We start from the raw sequence: 18,052 nt of genomic DNA, 5'->3' as shown, positions 1-18,052 counted from the left end.
CTGTTGCGTCGTACTTTTTGTGTTTGCTTGACTAAAAAATGCCGCAAAGGCGTGGAAGGCGCAAGGGGATTACGGTCTGAAAAATGAAAAATGCAATCGTCATTGTTGATTAGTGAAAAATGATTACGTATTGCGTGGATTTATTGATGGATCTTCAGTTTTATCGTGGTTTAATTGAATTATGTTTTTCCTGATGGCGTTTCGCTTATCAGACCTACAATGTTGTTCGAACCGTAGGCCTGAAAGCTATGCGTCATCAGGCAGGGGACAGGTTTAGATAACGTCGATCTCGGCGACGGAAGGGTAAATCCAGCTCGGGCGGAACGGCATACTGTCAATATCATTGATCGTTGATACGCCTGAAAGCACCAGAATGGTCTCCAGACCGGCCTGGAACCCCGCCAGAATGTCGGTGCGCAGGTTATCGCCGACAATAACGGTCTCTTCCGAGTGCGCCTGCATTTTGTTTAACGCCGCGCGGATGATCCACGGGCTGGGTTTGCCGACATAAAACGGCTTCCGGCCGGAAATTTTTTCAATGCCTGCGCACAGCGCGCCGCAGGCCGGATAAAAGCCGCGACCGTGGGTATCCGGATTGGTGGCGATAAAGCGCGCGCCATTGGCGACGAAAAATGCCGCTTTATGCATCATGTCCCAGTTGTAGGAGCGGGTTTCTCCAACGATGACAAAATCAGGGTTCACATCGGTAATGGTAAAACCCGCTTTATAGAGCTCGTGAATAAGCGCGCCTTCGCCCACGACATACGCTTTCTTACCTTCCTGACGGCGCAGAAAATCGGCTGTCGCCATTGCTGAAGTATAAAACACGCTGTCCGGCACGTTAACGCCAGCGGTAGCAAAACGGTTCGCCAGATCCTGGCCGGTTTGCGACGGGTAATTGGTCAGCAGCACCAGCGGCAGACCTTTTTCCAGAATCCCCGTCAGAAATTCCGCCGCACCGGGTACGGCTACGTTGTCGTGCATCAGCACGCCGTCGATATCGCAGATTACATTCTTGATGGTCATGAACTACCCAGGGAATTTGTGAATAATCCGATACTATAAGAGCGCATCAACTTTCCAGCAAACGTTGCAGCAATGTTCCGTTGAGCATGGCGCGTTTAACTAAGGCAAATGCGCCGATAGCAGAACGGTGATCCAGCGTGGAGCGTACCACCGGCAAATTTTTGCGAAATGCCTTTAACGCCTGCGTATTGATACAGCTTTCGATAGCGGGCAACAGGACTTTATCGGCTTCAATGATCTCGCCGGCAATGACGATTTTTTGCGGATTAAACAGGTTGATAGCAATGGCGATCGTTTTGCCCAAATGGCGACCAACATGCTCAATGACTTCCGAGGCCAGACTGTCGCCCCGGTTTGCCGCCTTACAAATGGTTTTAATCGTGCAGTCGTCAAGCGGAACACGGCTTTGATACCCTTGTTTAAGCAAATTCAGCACCCGTTGTTCAATCGCCACATTGGCGGCAATGGTTTCCAGACAGCCGAAATTACCGCAGTGGCAGCGCTCGCCCAACGGCTCCACCTGAATGTGCCCAATTTCGCCGACGTTGCCGTTACGGCCAATGAAGATGCGCCCGTTGGAGATAATCCCGGCGCCTGTACCACGATGGACGCGCACCAGAATCGAGTCCTCGCAATCCTGACTGGCGCCGAAGTAGTGTTCCGCCAGCGCCAGGCTACGAATATCGTGTCCCACGAAACAGGTAACGTGAAACCGTTTTTCCAGCGCTTCGACCAGTCCCCAGTTTTCAACCTGAATGTGCGGCATGTAACGAATCACGCCGCTTTCCGGATCGACAAGCCCTGGCAGGATCACCGAGATAGCGATCAATTCACGAATTTTACGCTGACAGCTATCAATAAAGACGGCGATGGTGTTGAGCAGCGCATGTTCCAGCGTCTCCTGAGTGCGCTCCGGTAGCGGATAATGCTCCTCAGCGACCACTTTACTGCTCAGATCGTAGAGCGTTAAAGTGGTGTCATGACGCCCCAGGCGAACGCCAATGGCATGGAAGTTACGGGTTTCCGTGACGATAGAGATAGCGCGGCGGCCTCCGGTAGAGGCCTGCTGATCGACTTCTTTGATCAGCCCGCGTTCAATGAGTTGACGCGTAATTTTCGTTACGCTGGCGGGAGCAAGCTGGCTTTGCTCGGCAATTTGTATGCGCGAGATAGGACCATGCTGGTCAATCAGGCGGTAAACGGCCGCGCTGTTAAGCTGTTTTACGAGATCAACGTTACCTATCTGAGCTTGTCCGCCTGGTGTCATATTCTCACTTACTCAAGTCAACGACCTCGTCACCATTAACGATGGTCTTGATAATTTTAAAATCGTGGGTGAACGCGGTCAGGTTGGCGACTTTACCCGGCGCAATGCTACCGAGATGTTTATCAACGCCGATAGCGCGTGCCGGATAGAGCGTTGCCATGCGCAGCACTTCATCCAGCGCGATGCCGCAATGCGCGACCAGGTTACGTACGCCTTCAATCATGGTTAAGGACGAACCGCTCAACGTACCGTTTTCATCCACACACAGTCCATTGCGGTAGTATATTGTTTTACCTGCGAAAATGAACTGCTCAATATTGGCCCCCGCCGGTGCGGTGGCGTCTGTCACCAGACAAAGTTTGTCGCCTTTAAGGCGTTTGGCATTGCGAATGTTGGCGTAGTCGACATGCAGACCATCGGCGATAGCGCCGCAATAAATATCCGCTTCGTCCAGAACAGCGCCAGCAAGGCCCGGCTCACGCCCTGTAATGTACGGCATCGCATTAAACAGGTGAGTCGCAAAGGTAATCCCGGCGCGGAAGCCCGCTTTTGCCTCTTTTAACGTCGCGTTGGAGTGGCCTGCGGAAACCACAATGCCCGCATTCGCCAGTTTAGCGATTACGTCGGCAGGCACCATTTCCGGCGCGAGTGTAACTTTGGTGATGACGTCGGCATTATCGCACAAGAAATCGACCAGCGCAGCGTCTGGTTTACGCACGAAATCAGGATTATGGGTGCCTTTTTTTACCAGATTAAGCCAGGGGCCTTCCAGGTGGAGACCCAGCGCCTGGTGTGGATGTTTTTCCAGGTATTCGCGCATGACGCGAATGCCCTGTTTCATCAATTCGTCGCTGGTAGTGATAAGCGTTGGCAGAAAGTTAGTACAGCCCGATTTTTCATTGGCTTTCTGCATAATTTCCAGCGTTTCAACGCTGACGGCTTCTGCGGTATCGTTAAACTGCACGCCGCCGCAGCCGTTTAACTGCACATCAATAAAACCGGGGGAGAGAATGGCCCCATTCAATGAGCGTTGTTCTATTCCCGGCGGCAGTTCGGCCATCGGACAAACGCGGTCAATCAGGCCATTAGCGACAACAAGCGCATGGTCATCAAGAATTTCGTGACCGGTAAAGATCCGGCCCTGGGTTAAAGCATACATTCCGACCCCCGATATCAAAAATTTACCGCCCCGCATTGACTGGCGGGGCGGAGACAACATTACAGACCTTTAATATTTTCTGCTTCTAATTCATTGAAATATTTCAATGTTTTAACTTTAAGTTCCATTGTGGACGGCTCATCGCATACCACAACCGCTTTCGGATGGAGTTGCAGGCAGCTAATAGTCCACATGTGGTTGACGTTGCCTTCAACCGCCGCCTGCAGCGCCTGGGCTTTCTGATGGCCCAGCACCAGAATCATCACTTCTTCCGCATCCAGCAGCGTGCCCACGCCTACCGTCAGCGCGTATTTCGGCACCTGGTTTACGTCGCCGTCAAAGAAGCGGGAGTTCGCTACGCGAGTATCATGGGTTAACGTTTTGATACGGGTACGGGAAGCCAGGGAAGACGCCGGTTCGTTAAAGGCGATGTGACCGTCGTTGCCGACGCCGCCCATAAACAGATGGATTTTACCGTAAGAACGAATTTTTTCTTCATATTGACGGCATTCTGCATCGATATCTGGTGCGTTACCGTTGAGAAGATTGATGTTTTCTGCTGGAATATCAACGTGATCGAAAAAGTTACGATGCATAAAGCTGTGGTAGCTTTCCGGGTGCTCTTTCGGCAGGCCAACATATTCGTCCATATTAAAGGTGACCACATGCTTAAAGCTGACCTCGCCCGCTTTGTGCATCTCAACCAGCGCTTTGTACGCCGTTAGCGGCGTGCCGCCGGTAGGCAGTCCAAGGACAAACGGACGATCGGCGGTCGGTTTGAACGCATTAATACGGTTAACGATATGGCGAGCGGCCCATTTGCCAACCTGTTCTGCGGTACTCAGGGGGATCAGTCTCATTCTTCACCTCAATAATCAATGTCAAAATTTGGCGGATCGTATTAAGCGTAACCTGGATATCCAGGGTTCGTGTTCAATCCGTCCTGATTTTTTGAATCATAAAATAAGTTTTCCGTGTTAGCCAGTGGATGGTGGGGGTAATTACGATATTTAGTGATTATAATCACAAAAAACACCCGTTTAATTTGCGAGGCGAATTAATTTTTCACACACTCTGCAGAAGATGATCTCACCGTTCGATTACAGAACATCACGTTTTTAACGTTTGCAGCACAATAAAAAACGGCTTCAAAGAAGCCATATCGGCGTCTCGTAGGGGGAATAAGATGAATATTTTAGGTTTTTTCCAGCGGCTGGGTAGGGCGTTGCAGCTCCCTATCGCCGTGTTGCCGGTGGCAGCGTTGTTGCTGCGATTCGGCCAACCAGATTTGCTGAATATGCCGTTTATCGCGCAAGCGGGCGGGTCTATTTTCGATAACCTGGCGCTGGTTTTCGCTATCGGCGTGGCCTCCAGTTGGTCTAAAGATAGCGCAGGCGCGGCAGCGCTGGCGGGAGCCGTGGGTTACTTCGTCATGACCAAAGCGATGGTGACGATTAACCCGGAAATCAACATGGGCGTGCTGGCGGGGATTATTACCGGTCTGGTCGGCGGCGCGGTTTATAATCGCTGGTCTGGTATCAAACTGCCTGATTTTCTCAGTTTCTTCGGTGGAAAACGTTTTGTACCGATCGCAACGGGCTTTTTCTGTCTGGTGCTGGCCGCTATTTTCGGTTACGTCTGGCCGCCGGTACAGCATGGCATCCATGCGGGCGGTGAATGGATCGTTTCCGCAGGCGCGCTGGGTTCCGGTATCTTTGGCTTCATCAACCGTCTGCTGATCCCAACCGGTCTGCATCAGGTACTGAACACCATCGCCTGGTTCCAGATTGGCGAATTCACCAATGCCGCAGGCACTGTATTCCACGGCGACATCAACCGCTTCTATGCTGGCGACGGCACGGCGGGGATGTTTATGTCCGGCTTCTTCCCGATCATGATGTTTGGTCTGCCGGGCGCCGCTCTGGCGATGTATTTCGCCGCGCCGAAAGAACGTCGTCCGATGGTGGGCGGTATGCTGCTGTCTGTCGCGATCACCGCGTTTCTGACCGGCGTAACCGAGCCGCTGGAATTCCTGTTTATGTTCCTGGCGCCGCTGCTGTACCTCCTGCACGCCATTTTGACCGGTATCAGCCTGTTCGTCGCGACGTTGCTGGGTATCCATGCGGGCTTCTCTTTCTCGGCAGGCGCGATCGACTATGTTCTGATGTATAACCTGCCAGCGGCCAGCAATAACGTCTGGATGTTGCTGGTGATGGGCGTTGTATTCTTTATCATCTACTTCCTGCTGTTCAGCGTGGTTATTCGTATGTTTAACCTGAAAACGCCGGGCCGCGAAGATAAAGTTGATGAGATGGTAACGGAAGAAGCCAACAGCAACACCGAAGAAGGGTTAACGCAACTGGCGACCAGCTATATTGCTGCGGTTGGCGGTACGGACAACCTGAAAGCGATCGATGCGTGTATTACCCGTCTGCGCCTGACCGTGAATGACTCTGCTCGTGTCAACGATGCGGCCTGCAAACGCCTCGGCGCTTCCGGCGTGGTGAAACTGAACAAACAGACCATTCAGGTTATTGTCGGCGCGAAAGCGGAATCGATTGGCGATGAAATGAAGAAAGTGGTGGCGCGGGGACCGGTCGCGGCAGCGTCTGCTGATGCGGCTCACGTTGCAACACCTGCTCCGGCGGCCAAACCCCAGGCGGTGCCGAATGCGGTGACTATCGCTGAACTGGTCTCTCCGATTACCGGTGAGGTAGTGGCGCTGGATCAGGTACCGGATGAAGCTTTCGCCAGCAAAGCGGTCGGCGACGGCGTAGCGGTGAAACCCACCGATAAAACCGTGGTTTCTCCGGCGGCGGGTACTATTGTGAAAATCTTCAACACTAACCACGCGTTCTGTCTGGAAACCGAAAAAGGCGCGGAGATCGTTGTCCATATGGGTATCGATACCGTCGCGCTGAACGGTCAGGGCTTCAAGCGTCTGGTAGAAGAGGGGGCGGAAGTCACGGCGGGTCAGCCGGTTCTGGAACTGGATCTGGACTTCCTGAATGCCAATGCGCGTTCCATGATAAGCCCGGTTGTTTGTAGCAACAGCGATGACTTCAGCGCTCTGGTCATCAAAGCGGATGGTCACGTGGTAGCGGGTCAAACGCCACTGTACGAGATCAAGAGCAAATAATCGCTTCCTGGCCGGATAAGGCGTAAGACGTCATCCGGCGATATCACAGAAAACATAAGCGGCAGAGGGAAACCTTCGCCGCTTTTTTTTACCGCAATTAGCCCCAATATTTTCTGCAAAGCCACTTTTTAAGTAACTAAAGGTTGTCAGTCTGTCCGGCTTATAAGATCATATGCCGTTATACGTTGTTTACGCTTTGAGGAATCCACGATGAGTGAGGCTGAAGCCCGCCCGACTAACTTTATTCGTCAGATTATTGATGAAGATCTGGCGAGTGGTAAACATACCACTGTCCATACCCGTTTTCCGCCGGAGCCGAATGGCTATCTGCACATCGGCCACGCGAAATCTATCTGCCTGAACTTTGGCATCGCGCAAGATTATCAGGGCCAGTGCAACCTGCGTTTCGATGACACCAACCCGGTAAAAGAAGATATCGAGTACGTTGATTCGATCAAAAACGACGTCGAGTGGTTAGGCTTTCACTGGTCTGGCGATATTCGCTACTCCTCCGATTACTTTGACCAACTGCACGCCTATGCGGTCGAGCTAATCAATAAAGGCTTGGCCTACGTTGATGAGCTGACGCCGGAGCAGATCCGCGAATACCGCGGTACGCTGACCGCGCCGGGTAAAAACAGCCCGTTCCGCGATCGCAGCGTCGAAGAGAACCTCGCGCTATTTGAAAAAATGCGTACCGGCGGTTTTGAAGAGGGTAAAGCCTGTCTGCGCGCTAAAATCGACATGGCGTCGCCGTTTATCGTGATGCGTGATCCGGTGCTGTATCGCATTAAATTCGCCGAGCATCATCAGACCGGCAACAAGTGGTGCATCTACCCGATGTACGACTTTACTCACTGCATCAGCGATGCGCTGGAAGGTATTACTCATTCTCTGTGTACGCTGGAGTTCCAGGACAACCGTCGTCTGTACGACTGGGTACTGGACAACATCACTATTCCGGTTCACCCGCGCCAGTACGAATTCTCGCGCCTGAATCTGGAATACACCGTGATGTCCAAGCGTAAGCTGAACCTGCTGGTGACCGACAAACACGTTGAAGGTTGGGACGATCCGCGTATGCCGACTATTTCCGGTCTGCGCCGTCGCGGCTATACCGCGGCTTCTATTCGGGAGTTCTGCAAACGCATCGGCGTCACCAAGCAGGACAACACCATTGAGATGGCGTCGCTGGAATCCTGCATTCGCGAAGATCTGAACGAAAACGCGCCGCGCGCGATGGCGGTAATCGATCCGGTAAAACTGGTTATCGAAAACTACCCGCAGGGTGAGAGCGAAATGGTTACCATGCCTAACCATCCGAATAAACCGGAGATGGGCAGCCGTGAAGTGCCGTTTAGCGGTGAGATCTGGATCGATCGCGCGGATTTCCGCGAAGAAGCGAACAAGCAGTACAAGCGTCTGGTGATGGGCAAAGAAGTGCGTCTGCGTAATGCCTACGTCATTAAAGCGGAGCGCGTAGAGAAGGATGCCGAAGGGAATATCACCACCATCTTCTGTACCTATGATGCCGATACGCTGAGTAAAGATCCGGCTGACGGGCGTAAAGTGAAAGGCGTAATCCACTGGGTTAGCGCAGCACATGCGTTGCCGATTGAAATTCGTCTCTACGACCGTCTGTTCAGCGTGCCGAATCCAGGCGCCGCGGAGGACTTCCTGTCCGTTATCAACCCCGAATCATTAGTGATTAAGCAGGGTTATGGCGAGCCGTCACTGAAAGCGGCGGTAGCAGGGAAAGCTTTCCAGTTTGAACGTGAAGGCTACTTCTGCCTCGACAGCCGCTATGCAACGGCCGATAAGCTGGTCTTTAACCGCACTGTGGGCCTGCGTGATACCTGGGCGAAAGCGGGCGAATAAGCACTGCGCCAACAGGCGAATGCTGTAAAAATACCTTGTCAACGCCGCGTTTTGCGGCGTTTTTTCTCTGCATTTCCAAGAGCCTATCCCATTAGGGCTATTTTACTTGCCATTTTGGACTTGGGCAGTGCTCAAAATCCTCACGTACTACGTGTACGCTCCGGTTTTTGCGCGCTGTCCGTGTCCAAACTGGCTGCGCCAATAACGCCTGGTGGGATAGGCTCTAAGTCGATTCTCTTTTTTGCGAGGCGAATTAATTATTCTCTGAAAATTATTGATCTGATAAATGATTATTAATCTAAATGTTATAAGCGTCAGGTCAACAGGAGACAATTATTTTCATGCCTATGGAAAACAAGTCAATTTTCTTTCTGGCGGTCTGCTTCCCCCACCAGCAGTTGAATGTAACAGAAAGCAATTAAATATGTGCGGTTGCTCATATTATTACATACTGGTTACAGAAAGAGATTGATAATTCGCATCGCGAAAAATAGTCTATTTAACGTAGTAAATGAGGTTTCTCAGCGCTACTTTTTATTTTTATTTTTTCGCTGTTCGCTTTTGTCGGCAGCAATTTATACGTCAAAGAGGATTAACTTATGCGTACGTTTAGTGGCAAACGTAGTACGCTGGCTCTGGCTATCGCCGGTATCACAGCAATGTCGGGGTGGATCGTTGTTCCGCAGGCGCAAGCCTCCGGCTTTTTCGACGACTCCACGTTAACGGGCGGCATCTATTATTGGCAGCGTGAACGCGATCGCAAAGATGTGACCGACGGCGACAAATATAAAACTAACCTTTCTCATGCGACCTGGAACGCTAACCTGGATTTTCAGTCTGGTTACGCTGCGGATATGTTCGGTCTGGATATCGCAGCGTTTACCGCGATTGAAATGGCAGAAAACGGCGACAGCGGTCATCCAAACGAAATTGCCTTCTCGAAAAAGAATAAAGGCTACGACGAAGACTATTCCGGCGATAAGAGCGGTATCAGTCTTTATAAAGCCGCCGCGAAATTTAAATATGGCCCGGTCTGGGCGCGCGCTGGTTATATTCAGCCTACCGGTCAGACGCTGTTAGCGCCGCACTGGAGTTTTATGCCGGGTACTTATCAGGGGGCGGAAGCCGGCGCCAGTTTTGACTATGGCGATGCGGGCGCGTTAAGTTTTTCCTACATGTGGACTAACGAATATAAAGCGCCGTGGCATACCGAAATGGATAAGTTTTATCAGGCGGATAAAAAAACCAATGTGGATTATCTCCACTCCATCGGCGCGAAGTACGACTTCAAAAATGATCTGGTGCTGGAAGCGGCGTTTGGTCAGTCCGAAGGCTATGTCGATCAATATTTCGCGAAGGCCAGCTATAAATTTGATTTAGGCGGCAATCCGTTCACCACCAGTTACCAGTTCTACGGCGCGCGCGACAAAGTAGACGATCGCAGCGTGAATGATATTTACGACGGTACGGCCTGGCTGCAGGCGTTGACCTTCGGCTACAAAGTCGCGGAAGTGGTTGACCTGCGTCTGGAAGGCACCTGGGTGAAAGCGGACGGTCAGCAGGGCTATTTTCTGCAACGTATGACGCCAACCTACGCCTCTTCAAACGGTCGTCTGGATATCTGGTGGGATAACCGCTCCGACTTTAACGCTAACGGTGAAAAGGCGGTTTTCTTCGGCGCGATGTATGACCTGAAAAACTGGAATCTGCCGGGCTGGGCTGTGGGCGCGTCTTATGTTTACGCCTGGGATGCTAAACCGGCAACCTGGCAAAGTAACCCGGATGCTTACTACGACAAAAACCGCACTATCGAAGAGTCCTCATATAGTCTGGATGCGGTCTATACCCTGCAGGAGGGGCGTGCCAAAGGCACCATGTTCAAACTGCACTTCACCGAATATGACAACCACTCCAATATTCCAAGCTGGGGCGGTGGTTACGGCAACATCTTCCAGGATGAACGTGACGTGAAATTTATCGTTATTGCGCCATTCACTATTTTCTGATGTCAGATGCGGCAGGCTGCCGGTCTGCCGCGCTGTTGAGGAACGACCTATGAAAAAAATTTTACTCATCGCCAGCATGACCGCCGGTTTGACGGCCTGTGCGTCATCACCCGCGCCGGAAGAAGATGGTCGGCTGAAAGAGGCGTACAGCGCCTGTATCAATACCGCACAGGGCTCGCCTGAGAAGATAGAGGCCTGCCAAAGCGTACTGAATGTCCTTAAAAAAGAGCGCAAACATCAGCAATTTGCTAACGAAGAAAGCGTGCGGGTACTGGACTATCAGCAGTGCATTCAGGCAACGCGCACGGGTAACGATCAGGCGGTCAAGGCTGACTGCGATAAAGTCTGGCAGGAAATTCGCAGTCATAATAACGTGCAATAAAACCCTGCCTTGCCACCCACGGGCGAATGTTTTCCGCCCGTGGTTTTTTGTCTATGGAAAACCCCCAGCTAGGCTGGGGGTTCCGGAAAGCTTTCAGCTTTAAGCCAGTTATTAAAACCCCTTTTGATTTGTTAAAACATCTTGCGGTCTGGCAACTGCAAAAGTTCAACAAGAAATCAAAAGGGGGTCCCAATGGGGGACGAAAAGAGCTTAGCGCACACCCGATGGAACTGTAAATATCACATAGTTTTCGCGCCCAAATACCGAAGACAAGCGTTCTATGGAGAGAAGCGTAGGGCAGTAGGCAGCATATTAAGAAAATTGTGTGAATGGAAAAACGTACGAATTCTGGAAGCGGAATGTTGTGCAGATCATATTCACATGCTTCTGGAGATCCCGCCGAAGATGAGTGTGTCGAGCTTCATGGGATATCTGAAGGGTAAAAGTAGTCTGATGCTTTACGAGCAGTTTGGGGATCTAAAATTCAAATACAGGAACAGGGAGTTCTGGTGCAGAGGGTACTATGTCGATACGGTGGGTAAGAACACGGCGAAGATACAGGACTACATAAAGCACCAGCTTGAAGAGGATAAAATGGGTGAGCAATTATCGATCCCTTATCCGGGCAGCCCGTTTACGGGCCGTAAGTAACGAAGTTTGATGCAAATGTCAGATCGTATGCGCCTGTTAGGGCGCGGCTGGTAAGAGAGCCTTACAGGCGCATCTGAAAAACCTCCGGCTATGCCGGAGGATATTTATTCAGGCTTTATTTTCTGCCGCGATATAGCCGCGACTCAGACGTACAAACAGCATCGCCGTCGCGGCAAGTCCACATAACGCCGCGCACATCAGCCACCAGCCGGGCGAGCTTTTATCGCCGGTTAACTTTACCAGCGCGGTAGAGATGGCCGGCGTCAGGCCGCCAAAAATCGCCGTCGCCAGGCTAAAGGCCAGCGAGAAACCAACGGTACGCACATAGACTGGCATCACTTCGGTTAACGCCGCGACCATTGCGCCGTTATACATGCCAAAAAAGAAAGAGAACCACAGCAGTACCAGCGTCATGCGGGTAAAGTCGGGCGCGGCGGTCAGCCACTGCATGACGGGCCAGGTGGTGATCAGCGCCAGCAACGTAATGCCCATTAACACGGCGCGACGGCCAATCCGGTCGGAAATCGCGCCGCCAATGGGTAACCAGATAAAATTGGACACCCCCACTAACATGGTGACGATCAAACTGTCCCGCGCGCTGAGATTAAGCACGGTTCTGCCATAGGTCGGCGTATAAACGGTGATAAAATAAAACGTTGTGGTGGTCATCGCCACCAGCAGCGTTCCGGCCGTAATAATGCGCCAGTTTTTGGCGATAGTTGCAAAAATTTCCCTGGTGTCGGGGCGATGCTTGCGTTGTAAAAACGCTTCTGTTTCTTGTAATGAACGACGTAAAACAAATATCAGCGGAATGATCATACAGCCGATAAAGAACGGAATTCGCCAGCCCCACTCCGATATCGCGTCGTGTCCCAGCGTGATATTCAGGCTATAACCAATCAACGCGGCGACAACAATCGCAACCTGCTGACTGGCGGATTGCCAACTGGTATAAAACCCTTTATTGCCTGGCGTTGCGATTTCGGACAGATAGACCGAGACGCCGCCTAACTCAACGCCCGCAGAAAATCCTTGTAATAACCGGCCCAACAGCACCAACGCAGGCGCTGCCAGGCCGATCGTCTGGTAGCCGGGGACGAGGGCGATGAGCAACGTACCGCAGCCCATAATCGCCAGCGTCACCATCAGCCCTTTACGACGTCCGATTCTGTCAATATAGGCGCCAAGCACAATCGCGCCGACGGGGCGCATTAAAAAACCGGAGCCAAAGACGGCAAAGGTCAACATTAATGAGGCAAATTCGCTTTCCGCCGGAAAAAACGTTCTGGCGATATAGGTGGCGTAAAATCCGAACAAGAAAAAATCAAACTGTTCAAGAAAATTGCCGCTTGTCACGCGCAGTATTGCGCCGAACGTGCCGGCGCGCGATGTTGCAGGTGTGTGTTGTGCCATAGGGTTTGCTCTCCACTGTCTTTATTGTTTTATGGGTAAGATGTTGCGGGTCAGTTGCCTGTATCCCCCGCATGTTTTCCGCGTCGCTTCTCAATTGCCCATTTGAGTAAGGCCGCGCAGCGGAAAAATCCGTGGGCGAATTTTCCGTAGGGAAGGGTGAGAAAGAGCGCCATCACCACGCCTAAATGGAGCGCCAGCAGTATGCCCATTCCGCTGGTGTCTCTGCCTGCCAGCAGCGCCAGCCCGGTAAGACTGGTTAAGAACAGCAGCAGAATAAAGCTGCGATCCATGGGTTTCTGGCGCGCATCGCCATGTAACGGCGACCGCCGCAGATTGAGCCACAGTAGCCCGGCCGGGCCGATAAGCAGACCGATACCGCCCAGCGTGCCGAGCATGACCGGCAGGCTAAAAAACGGGTAGGGCGCTTCCCAACCGGCGACATAGTGATAGCCCGTCGCCACGACCGTGGCGGCAAAACAGAGCATAAAACCGTAGAAGGTAAAGTGATGAAAGCGACGGCGCAGCAGCGTGAACGCATCGTCCACTTCGTTACAACCTTTGCCGTGACCGCCGTCGAGATATTTCAGCGTTAACGCATTGTGCGACGCTTCCGCAATCTCCGCCGAACGCGGTACGCCCGGCGAGATCTCACGCCAGAAGCGAATTACGCCCGCCATAAGCAAACCGATTGCCAGCACAAAAACTGAGCCAAACATCCATGCCAGCAGGCTATGCGGAAAAATTTGATAGAAGTCACCGGCCAGCGGTGGATGAATCAGCGACCCTTTCAGCGCCATCGCCAGTAATAAAAAGAGCGTCAGACCGACTATCAGCGCCAGCGCGACGGTGATCCCCGCCCGGCGGTATAACGCGCCAAAAGCGGCGGGCTGGGCATACTGTTGATACGTCTCCAGGCGGGCTTGCGCCATCGCTTTCGGCACGTTAATGGCAAATTCATGGGGCGGCGCATACTGGCACGCGTGCAGGCAGGCGCCGCAGTTATGACATAAATTCGCCAGATAATGAATATCGGCTTTACCGAATTCGAGCCGCTGGGTCATCGCCGGAAATACCGCGCAAAAACCTTCGCAGTAGCGACACGCGTTACACACTTGCATGACGCGTTCGACCTCGGCTTCCGGTTCGGTAAGCACGGTGGCCTCAATGATTAATTTTTCAAGCTGTTTCATGCTGCGCCTCCTTGTGCGCCGCGCGGGCGGCTTCTATTCCCGCAATGCGGCCAAAGGTTGTGCCGATAGACATGCCTACGCCTGCGGTATACCCCTTGCCCAGAACATTTCCTGCCATCATCTCGCCGGCAACAAACAGGTTGCGGCTTGGATGACCGGCAAAATGCACCGCGGCACGTTCGTTAACTTTCAGGCCCAGGTAGGTAAACGTGATGCCGGGTCGCAGCGCATAACCGTAGTAGGGCGGCGCATCAAGCGGGCGCGCCCAGTGGGTTTTCGCCGGCGTCAGGTTTTTGGTGGCGCAGTCATCAAGCAAGGTATGATCAAAATGACCGGGTTGGCAGGCCTGGTTATACTGCGTGACGGTATGGGTAAATTTTTCCGCGTCCAGCCCCAACTGGCAGGCCAGTTCTGCCAGCGTATTGGCCTGCGCGCCAGGAAAAACCGGCGGCATAAAGTGGCCGATGGCTTTGCTGTCAATAATCGAATAGCCAATTTGTCCTGGCTGTTGAGCCACCAGCCGCCCCCAAATGGCGTAACGCTTCGGCCAGAAATCTTCGCCTTCATCATAAAAACGTTCGGCGTCGCGATTCACGACAATACCCAGCGATACGCAATCCACGCGAGTACAAATACCGCCGTCGTACAGCGGCGCCCTGGCATCAATCGCTACGCAGTGCGACTGGGACGGATCGCCAATGATATCCGCGCCGGCATCCATCATAAATTTGAGTAATACGCCCTGGTTAAAACGCGTGCCGCGAATCAGGAAATTATCTGCGGGCCATTCGCCGCGGGCGTTTTCTCCCCAGGCTTCCCGCAGCCATTCACGGTTTGATTCGAAACCGCCAGCCGCTAATACGCAGGCTTTGGCGGTAATACGTTCGCTACCCGCCAGCGCTGCCACGAATTCGCCGTCATGAAGTTCAAGCGCGTGAACCGGCGTGTTATAGCGAATCTGTACGCCCAGCCGTTCGGCGCTACGGTAATAGGCATTGACGAGCGCTTTCCCGCCGCCCATAAAAAACGCATTGGTGCGCGCAACGTGGAGCGCCCCAGATAGCGGCGGTTGAAAGTTAACGCCATGTTTGCGCATCCAGTCGCGGCATTGCGAAGAGGTGCGAATGACCAGCCGCGCCAGCGCCTCGTTGGTGTTGCCGTCGGTGACTCGCCACAGATCCTGCCAGAATTCCTCTTCAGGATAGCTTTCTACCAGCACATCCTGCGGCGCATCATGCATACAGCGCAGGTTTCGTGTGTGCTGAGAATTTCCGCCGCGCCATTCCCGCGGGGCAGCCTCCAGCAGCAGAACCGATGCGCCCGCTTCCCGTGCGGTCAGGGCGGCGCATAATGCGGCATTGCCTCCGCCTATCACCAGTACATCAACCATCTTATACTCCCGTACCATTTAACTATTTGTTAAATTTGTAATTGAAATGTATACGGATAAATAAGCGGCGCGCTATCAGGTAGCGCTAAACAGGGGTTTAGTAAGCGTAAAGGGTTGCGCCTGGCCATTCACCGGCGTCGACTAACTGACGCATAACTTTGGTAAGGACTACTCTGGCTGCAAGGCCGGCGGGCGTCAGTTCATCATCCGACAGGCTGACTAAAAAATTGGGGCGGCTGAGTACCGGATTATGGACGCCGATCACGCGTAGCGCGTCGTTATCCAGATGAGAAATCGCCGCGCCGGGCTGCAACGTGGCGCCAAGACCGTCGCGCACGGCGCGCATCAACAACGCCAGGCCGTCAATTTCCGCGACGATTTCAACGTTAAGCGCATGTTCCTGGCAGACAGCGTCCAGCCTGCCGCGCAGCCCGTGTCCCTGGCTTGGCATAATGAGCGGAATGCCTGCCAGTTGTTCAGGTGTGATCGGGTTATCAGGAAGCGCCGCCAGCAGGGCATGGGAGCCAATCAGAAAAAGCTGTTCTTCAAGGATCGGTCTGGCGCTCCAGCGCAGGATTTTATCTTTTTGAAAGACAACGGCTAAATCAATCTGGCGGGTATTGATCATTCTTTCCAGATTACCGGACAAGCTTTCCACCACATGCAGTCGGACATCGGCATAGTTTTCCTGCATGGCATGGATAAACGGTATACCCAGTATGGAGGCGGTACTGGGGGCCATTCCTACGCTCACATGACCGGAAAGGCGCGCTTCTCTGGCGGCGAGAATCGCATCGTCGGCATGACGCAGGGCAAGTTGCGCCTGCGAATAAAAGGCCAGCCCGGCGTTGGTTGGCGTTACGCCGCGCGAGGTGCGCTGCAGCAGACGGATAGCAAGCTCGTTTTCCAGACGGGACATCTGTTGACTTAATGCTGAAACGCCAATATCAAGATCCTGTGCGGCGCTACCCATACTGCCGGTTTCAATAATACGCACGAAATAGCGTAACTGGCGAAGCTCCATTCCTGCTCTCCTGAGATGCGATAGCGTTTTTTACATTAAATCAACATCAAGCGGCAGGAAAGAGGAGGATATAAAAAAGCCAACCGGGCGGTTGGCTCTTCGAAAGATTTACACTTATTTAGTCGCGTCATCGTGCGCGTGCTCGTCTTCGCGGCAGTCGCCTTCAGCGCAGTGGCCGTAAAGATAGAGGCTGTGATTAGTTAAACGAATACCGTGTTTCGCCGCAATTTCACGCTGGCGCGCTTCAATAGAGTCATCACTAAATTCAATCACTTTTCCGCAGTCAAGGCAGATAAGATGGTCGTGATGATGCTGTTGCGTCAGTTCAAAAACGGATTTACCGCCTTCAAAATTATGGCGGGTCACGATACCGGCATCGTCAAACTGGTTCAGCACACGGTATACGGTTGCCAGACCGATTTCTTCACCCATGTCGATCAGGCGTTTGTATAAATCTTCCGCACTGACGTGATGGTTATCTGGTTCCTGAAGAACTTCCAGAATTTTTAAACGAGGAAGCGTTACTTTCAGGCCAGCCTTCTTTAATGCGGTATTGTTGTCAGTCATGCGGAATCTGTCCTGTTGCTAAACGATTCACTTCATTAGAGAAGTGACAGAAATTGCACTCAAGATAATGCGTATCATTATAGGACTGCCATGCCGAAATGAAAACCGCAAGTCTCTCGCAGATGTTAATAAAACTGTGGTTTTGCCTGCAAATTCTGGCGCCACCTGATTACACCCGGACATTGTACAGGGATGGGTGCGAAAGTTACAAATTTGTAGCAATTATTTTGATTGGTCTTGTCTATTGATGCGGCGCAGATATAACGCTGCGCCGCATAAGATTAGGCGTTGAGGATGTCGTCGAGGTGCAATTCAGCTGAAACTTGCTTAACCCATTTTTCAACACGCTCGGCGGTCAGTTCAGGCTGACGGTCTTCGTCAATCGCCAGGCCGACAAAATGATCGTCGTCAGCCAGACCTTTAGAGGCTTCAAAATGATAGCCTGCGGTTGGCCAGTGACCCACAATCGTGGCGCCGCGCGGCTCAATAATGTCGCGAATCGTGCCCAGCGCATCACAGAAGTATTCCGCGTAGTCTTCCTGATCGCCACAGCCAAACAGCGCCACCAGCTTACCGTTAAAGTCAATCTCTTCGAGAGTCGGGAAGAAGTCATCCCAGTCACATTGCGCTTCGCCATAGTACCAGGTTGGGATGCCCAGCAGCAGAATGTCATACCCTTCCAGGTCTTCTTTACTGCTTTTTGCAATGTCATGCACATCGGCAACGTCTTTACCAAGCTGTTTTTGAATCATTTTTGCGATATTTTCGGTATTACCGGTGTCGCTGCCGAAAAAGATGCCAGTGATTGCCATGAGTAAAATAACCTCTTGAAACTTATTGAAATGGTGGTGGCGAATTGCCCACGGATAAGGGCAATCATAGCAGAACAGGCAGATATGCGGAAACAGCAATCACGCGGGACTGCACGCTCTGCTACACGAAATATGAAACAAAACTTAT

The 18,052-nt window shown here is 52.4% G+C and carries 15 protein-coding genes and 1 pseudogene; 5 read left to right on the top strand and 11 right to left on the bottom strand.

What is annotated here, in order from left to right; translation table 11 throughout:
* Positions 1–273: 273 nt before the first annotated feature.
* From nagD to nagB, 4 genes are read right to left on the bottom strand one after another with little or no spacing between them, the layout of a single operon-like run.
* Positions 274–1,026, bottom strand: a complete 753-nt coding sequence (gene nagD / locus OLG56_RS15250; RefSeq protein WP_000153143.1) for a ribonucleotide monophosphatase NagD — start codon at positions 1,024–1,026, stop codon at positions 274–276.
* A gap of 46 nt (positions 1,027–1,072) precedes the next feature.
* A complete protein-coding gene (gene nagC / locus OLG56_RS15245; RefSeq protein WP_000187579.1) occupies positions 1,073–2,293 on the bottom strand; it encodes a DNA-binding transcriptional regulator NagC in 1,221 nt (406 codons plus the stop codon).
* Between the two features lie 4 nt (positions 2,294–2,297).
* Positions 2,298–3,452 carry an N-acetylglucosamine-6-phosphate deacetylase gene (gene nagA, locus OLG56_RS15240; RefSeq protein ID WP_061377196.1) on the bottom strand — a complete coding sequence of 385 codons (1,155 nt, stop codon included), beginning with the start codon at positions 3,450–3,452 and terminating at the stop codon, positions 2,298–2,300.
* Between the two features lie 59 nt (positions 3,453–3,511).
* Complete coding sequence (gene nagB / locus OLG56_RS15235) at positions 3,512–4,312, bottom strand: glucosamine-6-phosphate deaminase (protein ID WP_001237059.1); 801 nt, start codon at positions 4,310–4,312, stop codon at positions 3,512–3,514.
* A 326-nt stretch (positions 4,313–4,638) separates the two neighbouring features.
* Between nagB and nagE the strand changes: the two genes are divergently transcribed.
* From nagE to tnpA, 5 genes are all read left to right on the top strand, one after another.
* Positions 4,639–6,591: a PTS N-acetyl glucosamine transporter subunit IIABC gene (nagE, locus tag OLG56_RS15230; protein ID WP_023229672.1), complete on the top strand. Its 1,953-nt coding sequence runs from the start codon at positions 4,639–4,641 to the stop codon at positions 6,589–6,591.
* A 210-nt stretch (positions 6,592–6,801) separates the two neighbouring features.
* Positions 6,802–8,469 carry a glutamine--tRNA ligase gene (gene glnS, locus OLG56_RS15225; RefSeq protein ID WP_001287181.1) on the top strand — a complete coding sequence of 556 codons (1,668 nt, stop codon included), beginning with the start codon at positions 6,802–6,804 and terminating at the stop codon, positions 8,467–8,469.
* Positions 8,470–9,068: 599 nt separating this feature from the next.
* Positions 9,069–10,475, top strand: coding sequence for a chitoporin ChiP (chiP, locus tag OLG56_RS15220; RefSeq protein WP_001258803.1), 1,407 nt, complete (start codon positions 9,069–9,071; stop codon positions 10,473–10,475).
* Positions 10,476–10,524: 49 nt separating this feature from the next.
* A complete protein-coding gene (locus tag OLG56_RS15215; protein ID WP_061377195.1) occupies positions 10,525–10,857 on the top strand; it encodes a ChiQ/YbfN family lipoprotein in 333 nt (110 codons plus the stop codon).
* 192 nt (positions 10,858–11,049) lie between these two features.
* On the top strand, positions 11,050–11,508 hold the full coding sequence (tnpA, locus tag OLG56_RS15210; protein WP_000502119.1) for an IS200/IS605-like element IS200F family transposase: 459 nt from the start codon (positions 11,050–11,052) through the stop codon (positions 11,506–11,508).
* A 108-nt stretch (positions 11,509–11,616) separates the two neighbouring features.
* Here tnpA and tcuC read toward each other — a convergent pair whose 3' ends face one another.
* The 7 genes and pseudogenes from tcuC to fldA form a co-directional block, all read right to left on the bottom strand.
* Positions 11,617–12,921 (bottom strand): tricarballylate/proton symporter TcuC, encoded by a 1,305-nt coding sequence (gene tcuC / locus OLG56_RS15205; protein WP_000057014.1) that lies wholly within the window; start codon positions 12,919–12,921, stop codon positions 11,617–11,619.
* 50 nt (positions 12,922–12,971) lie between these two features.
* Positions 12,972–14,111, bottom strand: coding sequence for a tricarballylate utilization protein TcuB (gene tcuB, locus OLG56_RS15200; protein ID WP_061377194.1), 1,140 nt, complete (start codon positions 14,109–14,111; stop codon positions 12,972–12,974).
* Positions 14,098–15,501, bottom strand: a complete 1,404-nt coding sequence (gene tcuA, locus OLG56_RS15195; protein ID WP_000228705.1) for an FAD-dependent tricarballylate dehydrogenase TcuA — start codon at positions 15,499–15,501, stop codon at positions 14,098–14,100. The genes tcuB and tcuA overlap by 14 nt, the downstream gene beginning before the upstream one ends.
* Before the next feature lie 97 nt (positions 15,502–15,598).
* The gene (tcuR, locus tag OLG56_RS15190) at positions 15,599–16,525 is read right to left on the bottom strand and encodes a tricarballylate utilization LysR family transcriptional regulator TcuR (RefSeq protein WP_000423371.1); all 927 of its coding nucleotides are present in this window, start codon (positions 16,523–16,525) and stop codon (positions 15,599–15,601) included.
* Positions 16,526–16,639: 114 nt separating this feature from the next.
* The gene (fur, locus tag OLG56_RS15185) at positions 16,640–17,092 is read right to left on the bottom strand and encodes a ferric iron uptake transcriptional regulator (protein ID WP_000131699.1); all 453 of its coding nucleotides are present in this window, start codon (positions 17,090–17,092) and stop codon (positions 16,640–16,642) included.
* A pseudogene (locus tag OLG56_RS15180) lies at positions 17,085–17,170 on the bottom strand (fur leader peptide). Before OLG56_RS15180 ends, fur begins: the two are co-directional and overlap by 8 nt.
* Positions 17,171–17,373: 203 nt before the next feature.
* On the bottom strand, positions 17,374–17,904 hold the full coding sequence (gene fldA, locus OLG56_RS15175; RefSeq protein ID WP_001018621.1) for a flavodoxin FldA: 531 nt from the start codon (positions 17,902–17,904) through the stop codon (positions 17,374–17,376).
* Positions 17,905–18,052 lie beyond the last annotated feature (148 nt).

The sequence above is a fragment of the Salmonella sp. 2018103 genome (assembly GCF_026247685.1).
Lineage (GTDB): Bacteria > Pseudomonadota > Gammaproteobacteria > Enterobacterales > Enterobacteriaceae > Salmonella > Salmonella enterica.
Note: the sequence above shows the minus strand (reverse complement) of the source record. Positions and strands in the feature narration are given on the sequence as shown.

Coding starts and splice junctions, on each gene's coding strand:
- nagD (WP_000153143.1), bottom strand. CDS start 1,026: ATGACCATCAAGAATGTAATCTGCGATATCGACGGCGTGCTGATGCAC.
- nagC (WP_000187579.1), bottom strand. CDS start 2,293: ATGACACCAGGCGGACAAGCTCAGATAGGTAACGTTGATCTCGTAAAA.
- nagA (WP_061377196.1), bottom strand. CDS start 3,452: ATGTATGCTTTAACCCAGGGCCGGATCTTTACCGGTCACGAAATTCTT.
- nagB (WP_001237059.1), bottom strand. CDS start 4,312: ATGAGACTGATCCCCCTGAGTACCGCAGAACAGGTTGGCAAATGGGCC.
- nagE (WP_023229672.1), top strand. CDS start 4,639: ATGAATATTTTAGGTTTTTTCCAGCGGCTGGGTAGGGCGTTGCAGCTC.
- glnS (WP_001287181.1), top strand. CDS start 6,802: ATGAGTGAGGCTGAAGCCCGCCCGACTAACTTTATTCGTCAGATTATT.
- chiP (WP_001258803.1), top strand. CDS start 9,069: ATGCGTACGTTTAGTGGCAAACGTAGTACGCTGGCTCTGGCTATCGCC.
- OLG56_RS15215 (WP_061377195.1), top strand. CDS start 10,525: ATGAAAAAAATTTTACTCATCGCCAGCATGACCGCCGGTTTGACGGCC.
- tnpA (WP_000502119.1), top strand. CDS start 11,050: ATGGGGGACGAAAAGAGCTTAGCGCACACCCGATGGAACTGTAAATAT.
- tcuC (WP_000057014.1), bottom strand. CDS start 12,921: ATGGCACAACACACACCTGCAACATCGCGCGCCGGCACGTTCGGCGCA.
- tcuB (WP_061377194.1), bottom strand. CDS start 14,111: ATGAAACAGCTTGAAAAATTAATCATTGAGGCCACCGTGCTTACCGAA.
- tcuA (WP_000228705.1), bottom strand. CDS start 15,501: ATGGTTGATGTACTGGTGATAGGCGGAGGCAATGCCGCATTATGCGCC.
- tcuR (WP_000423371.1), bottom strand. CDS start 16,525: ATGGAGCTTCGCCAGTTACGCTATTTCGTGCGTATTATTGAAACCGGC.
- fur (WP_000131699.1), bottom strand. CDS start 17,092: ATGACTGACAACAATACCGCATTAAAGAAGGCTGGCCTGAAAGTAACG.
- fldA (WP_001018621.1), bottom strand. CDS start 17,904: ATGGCAATCACTGGCATCTTTTTCGGCAGCGACACCGGTAATACCGAA.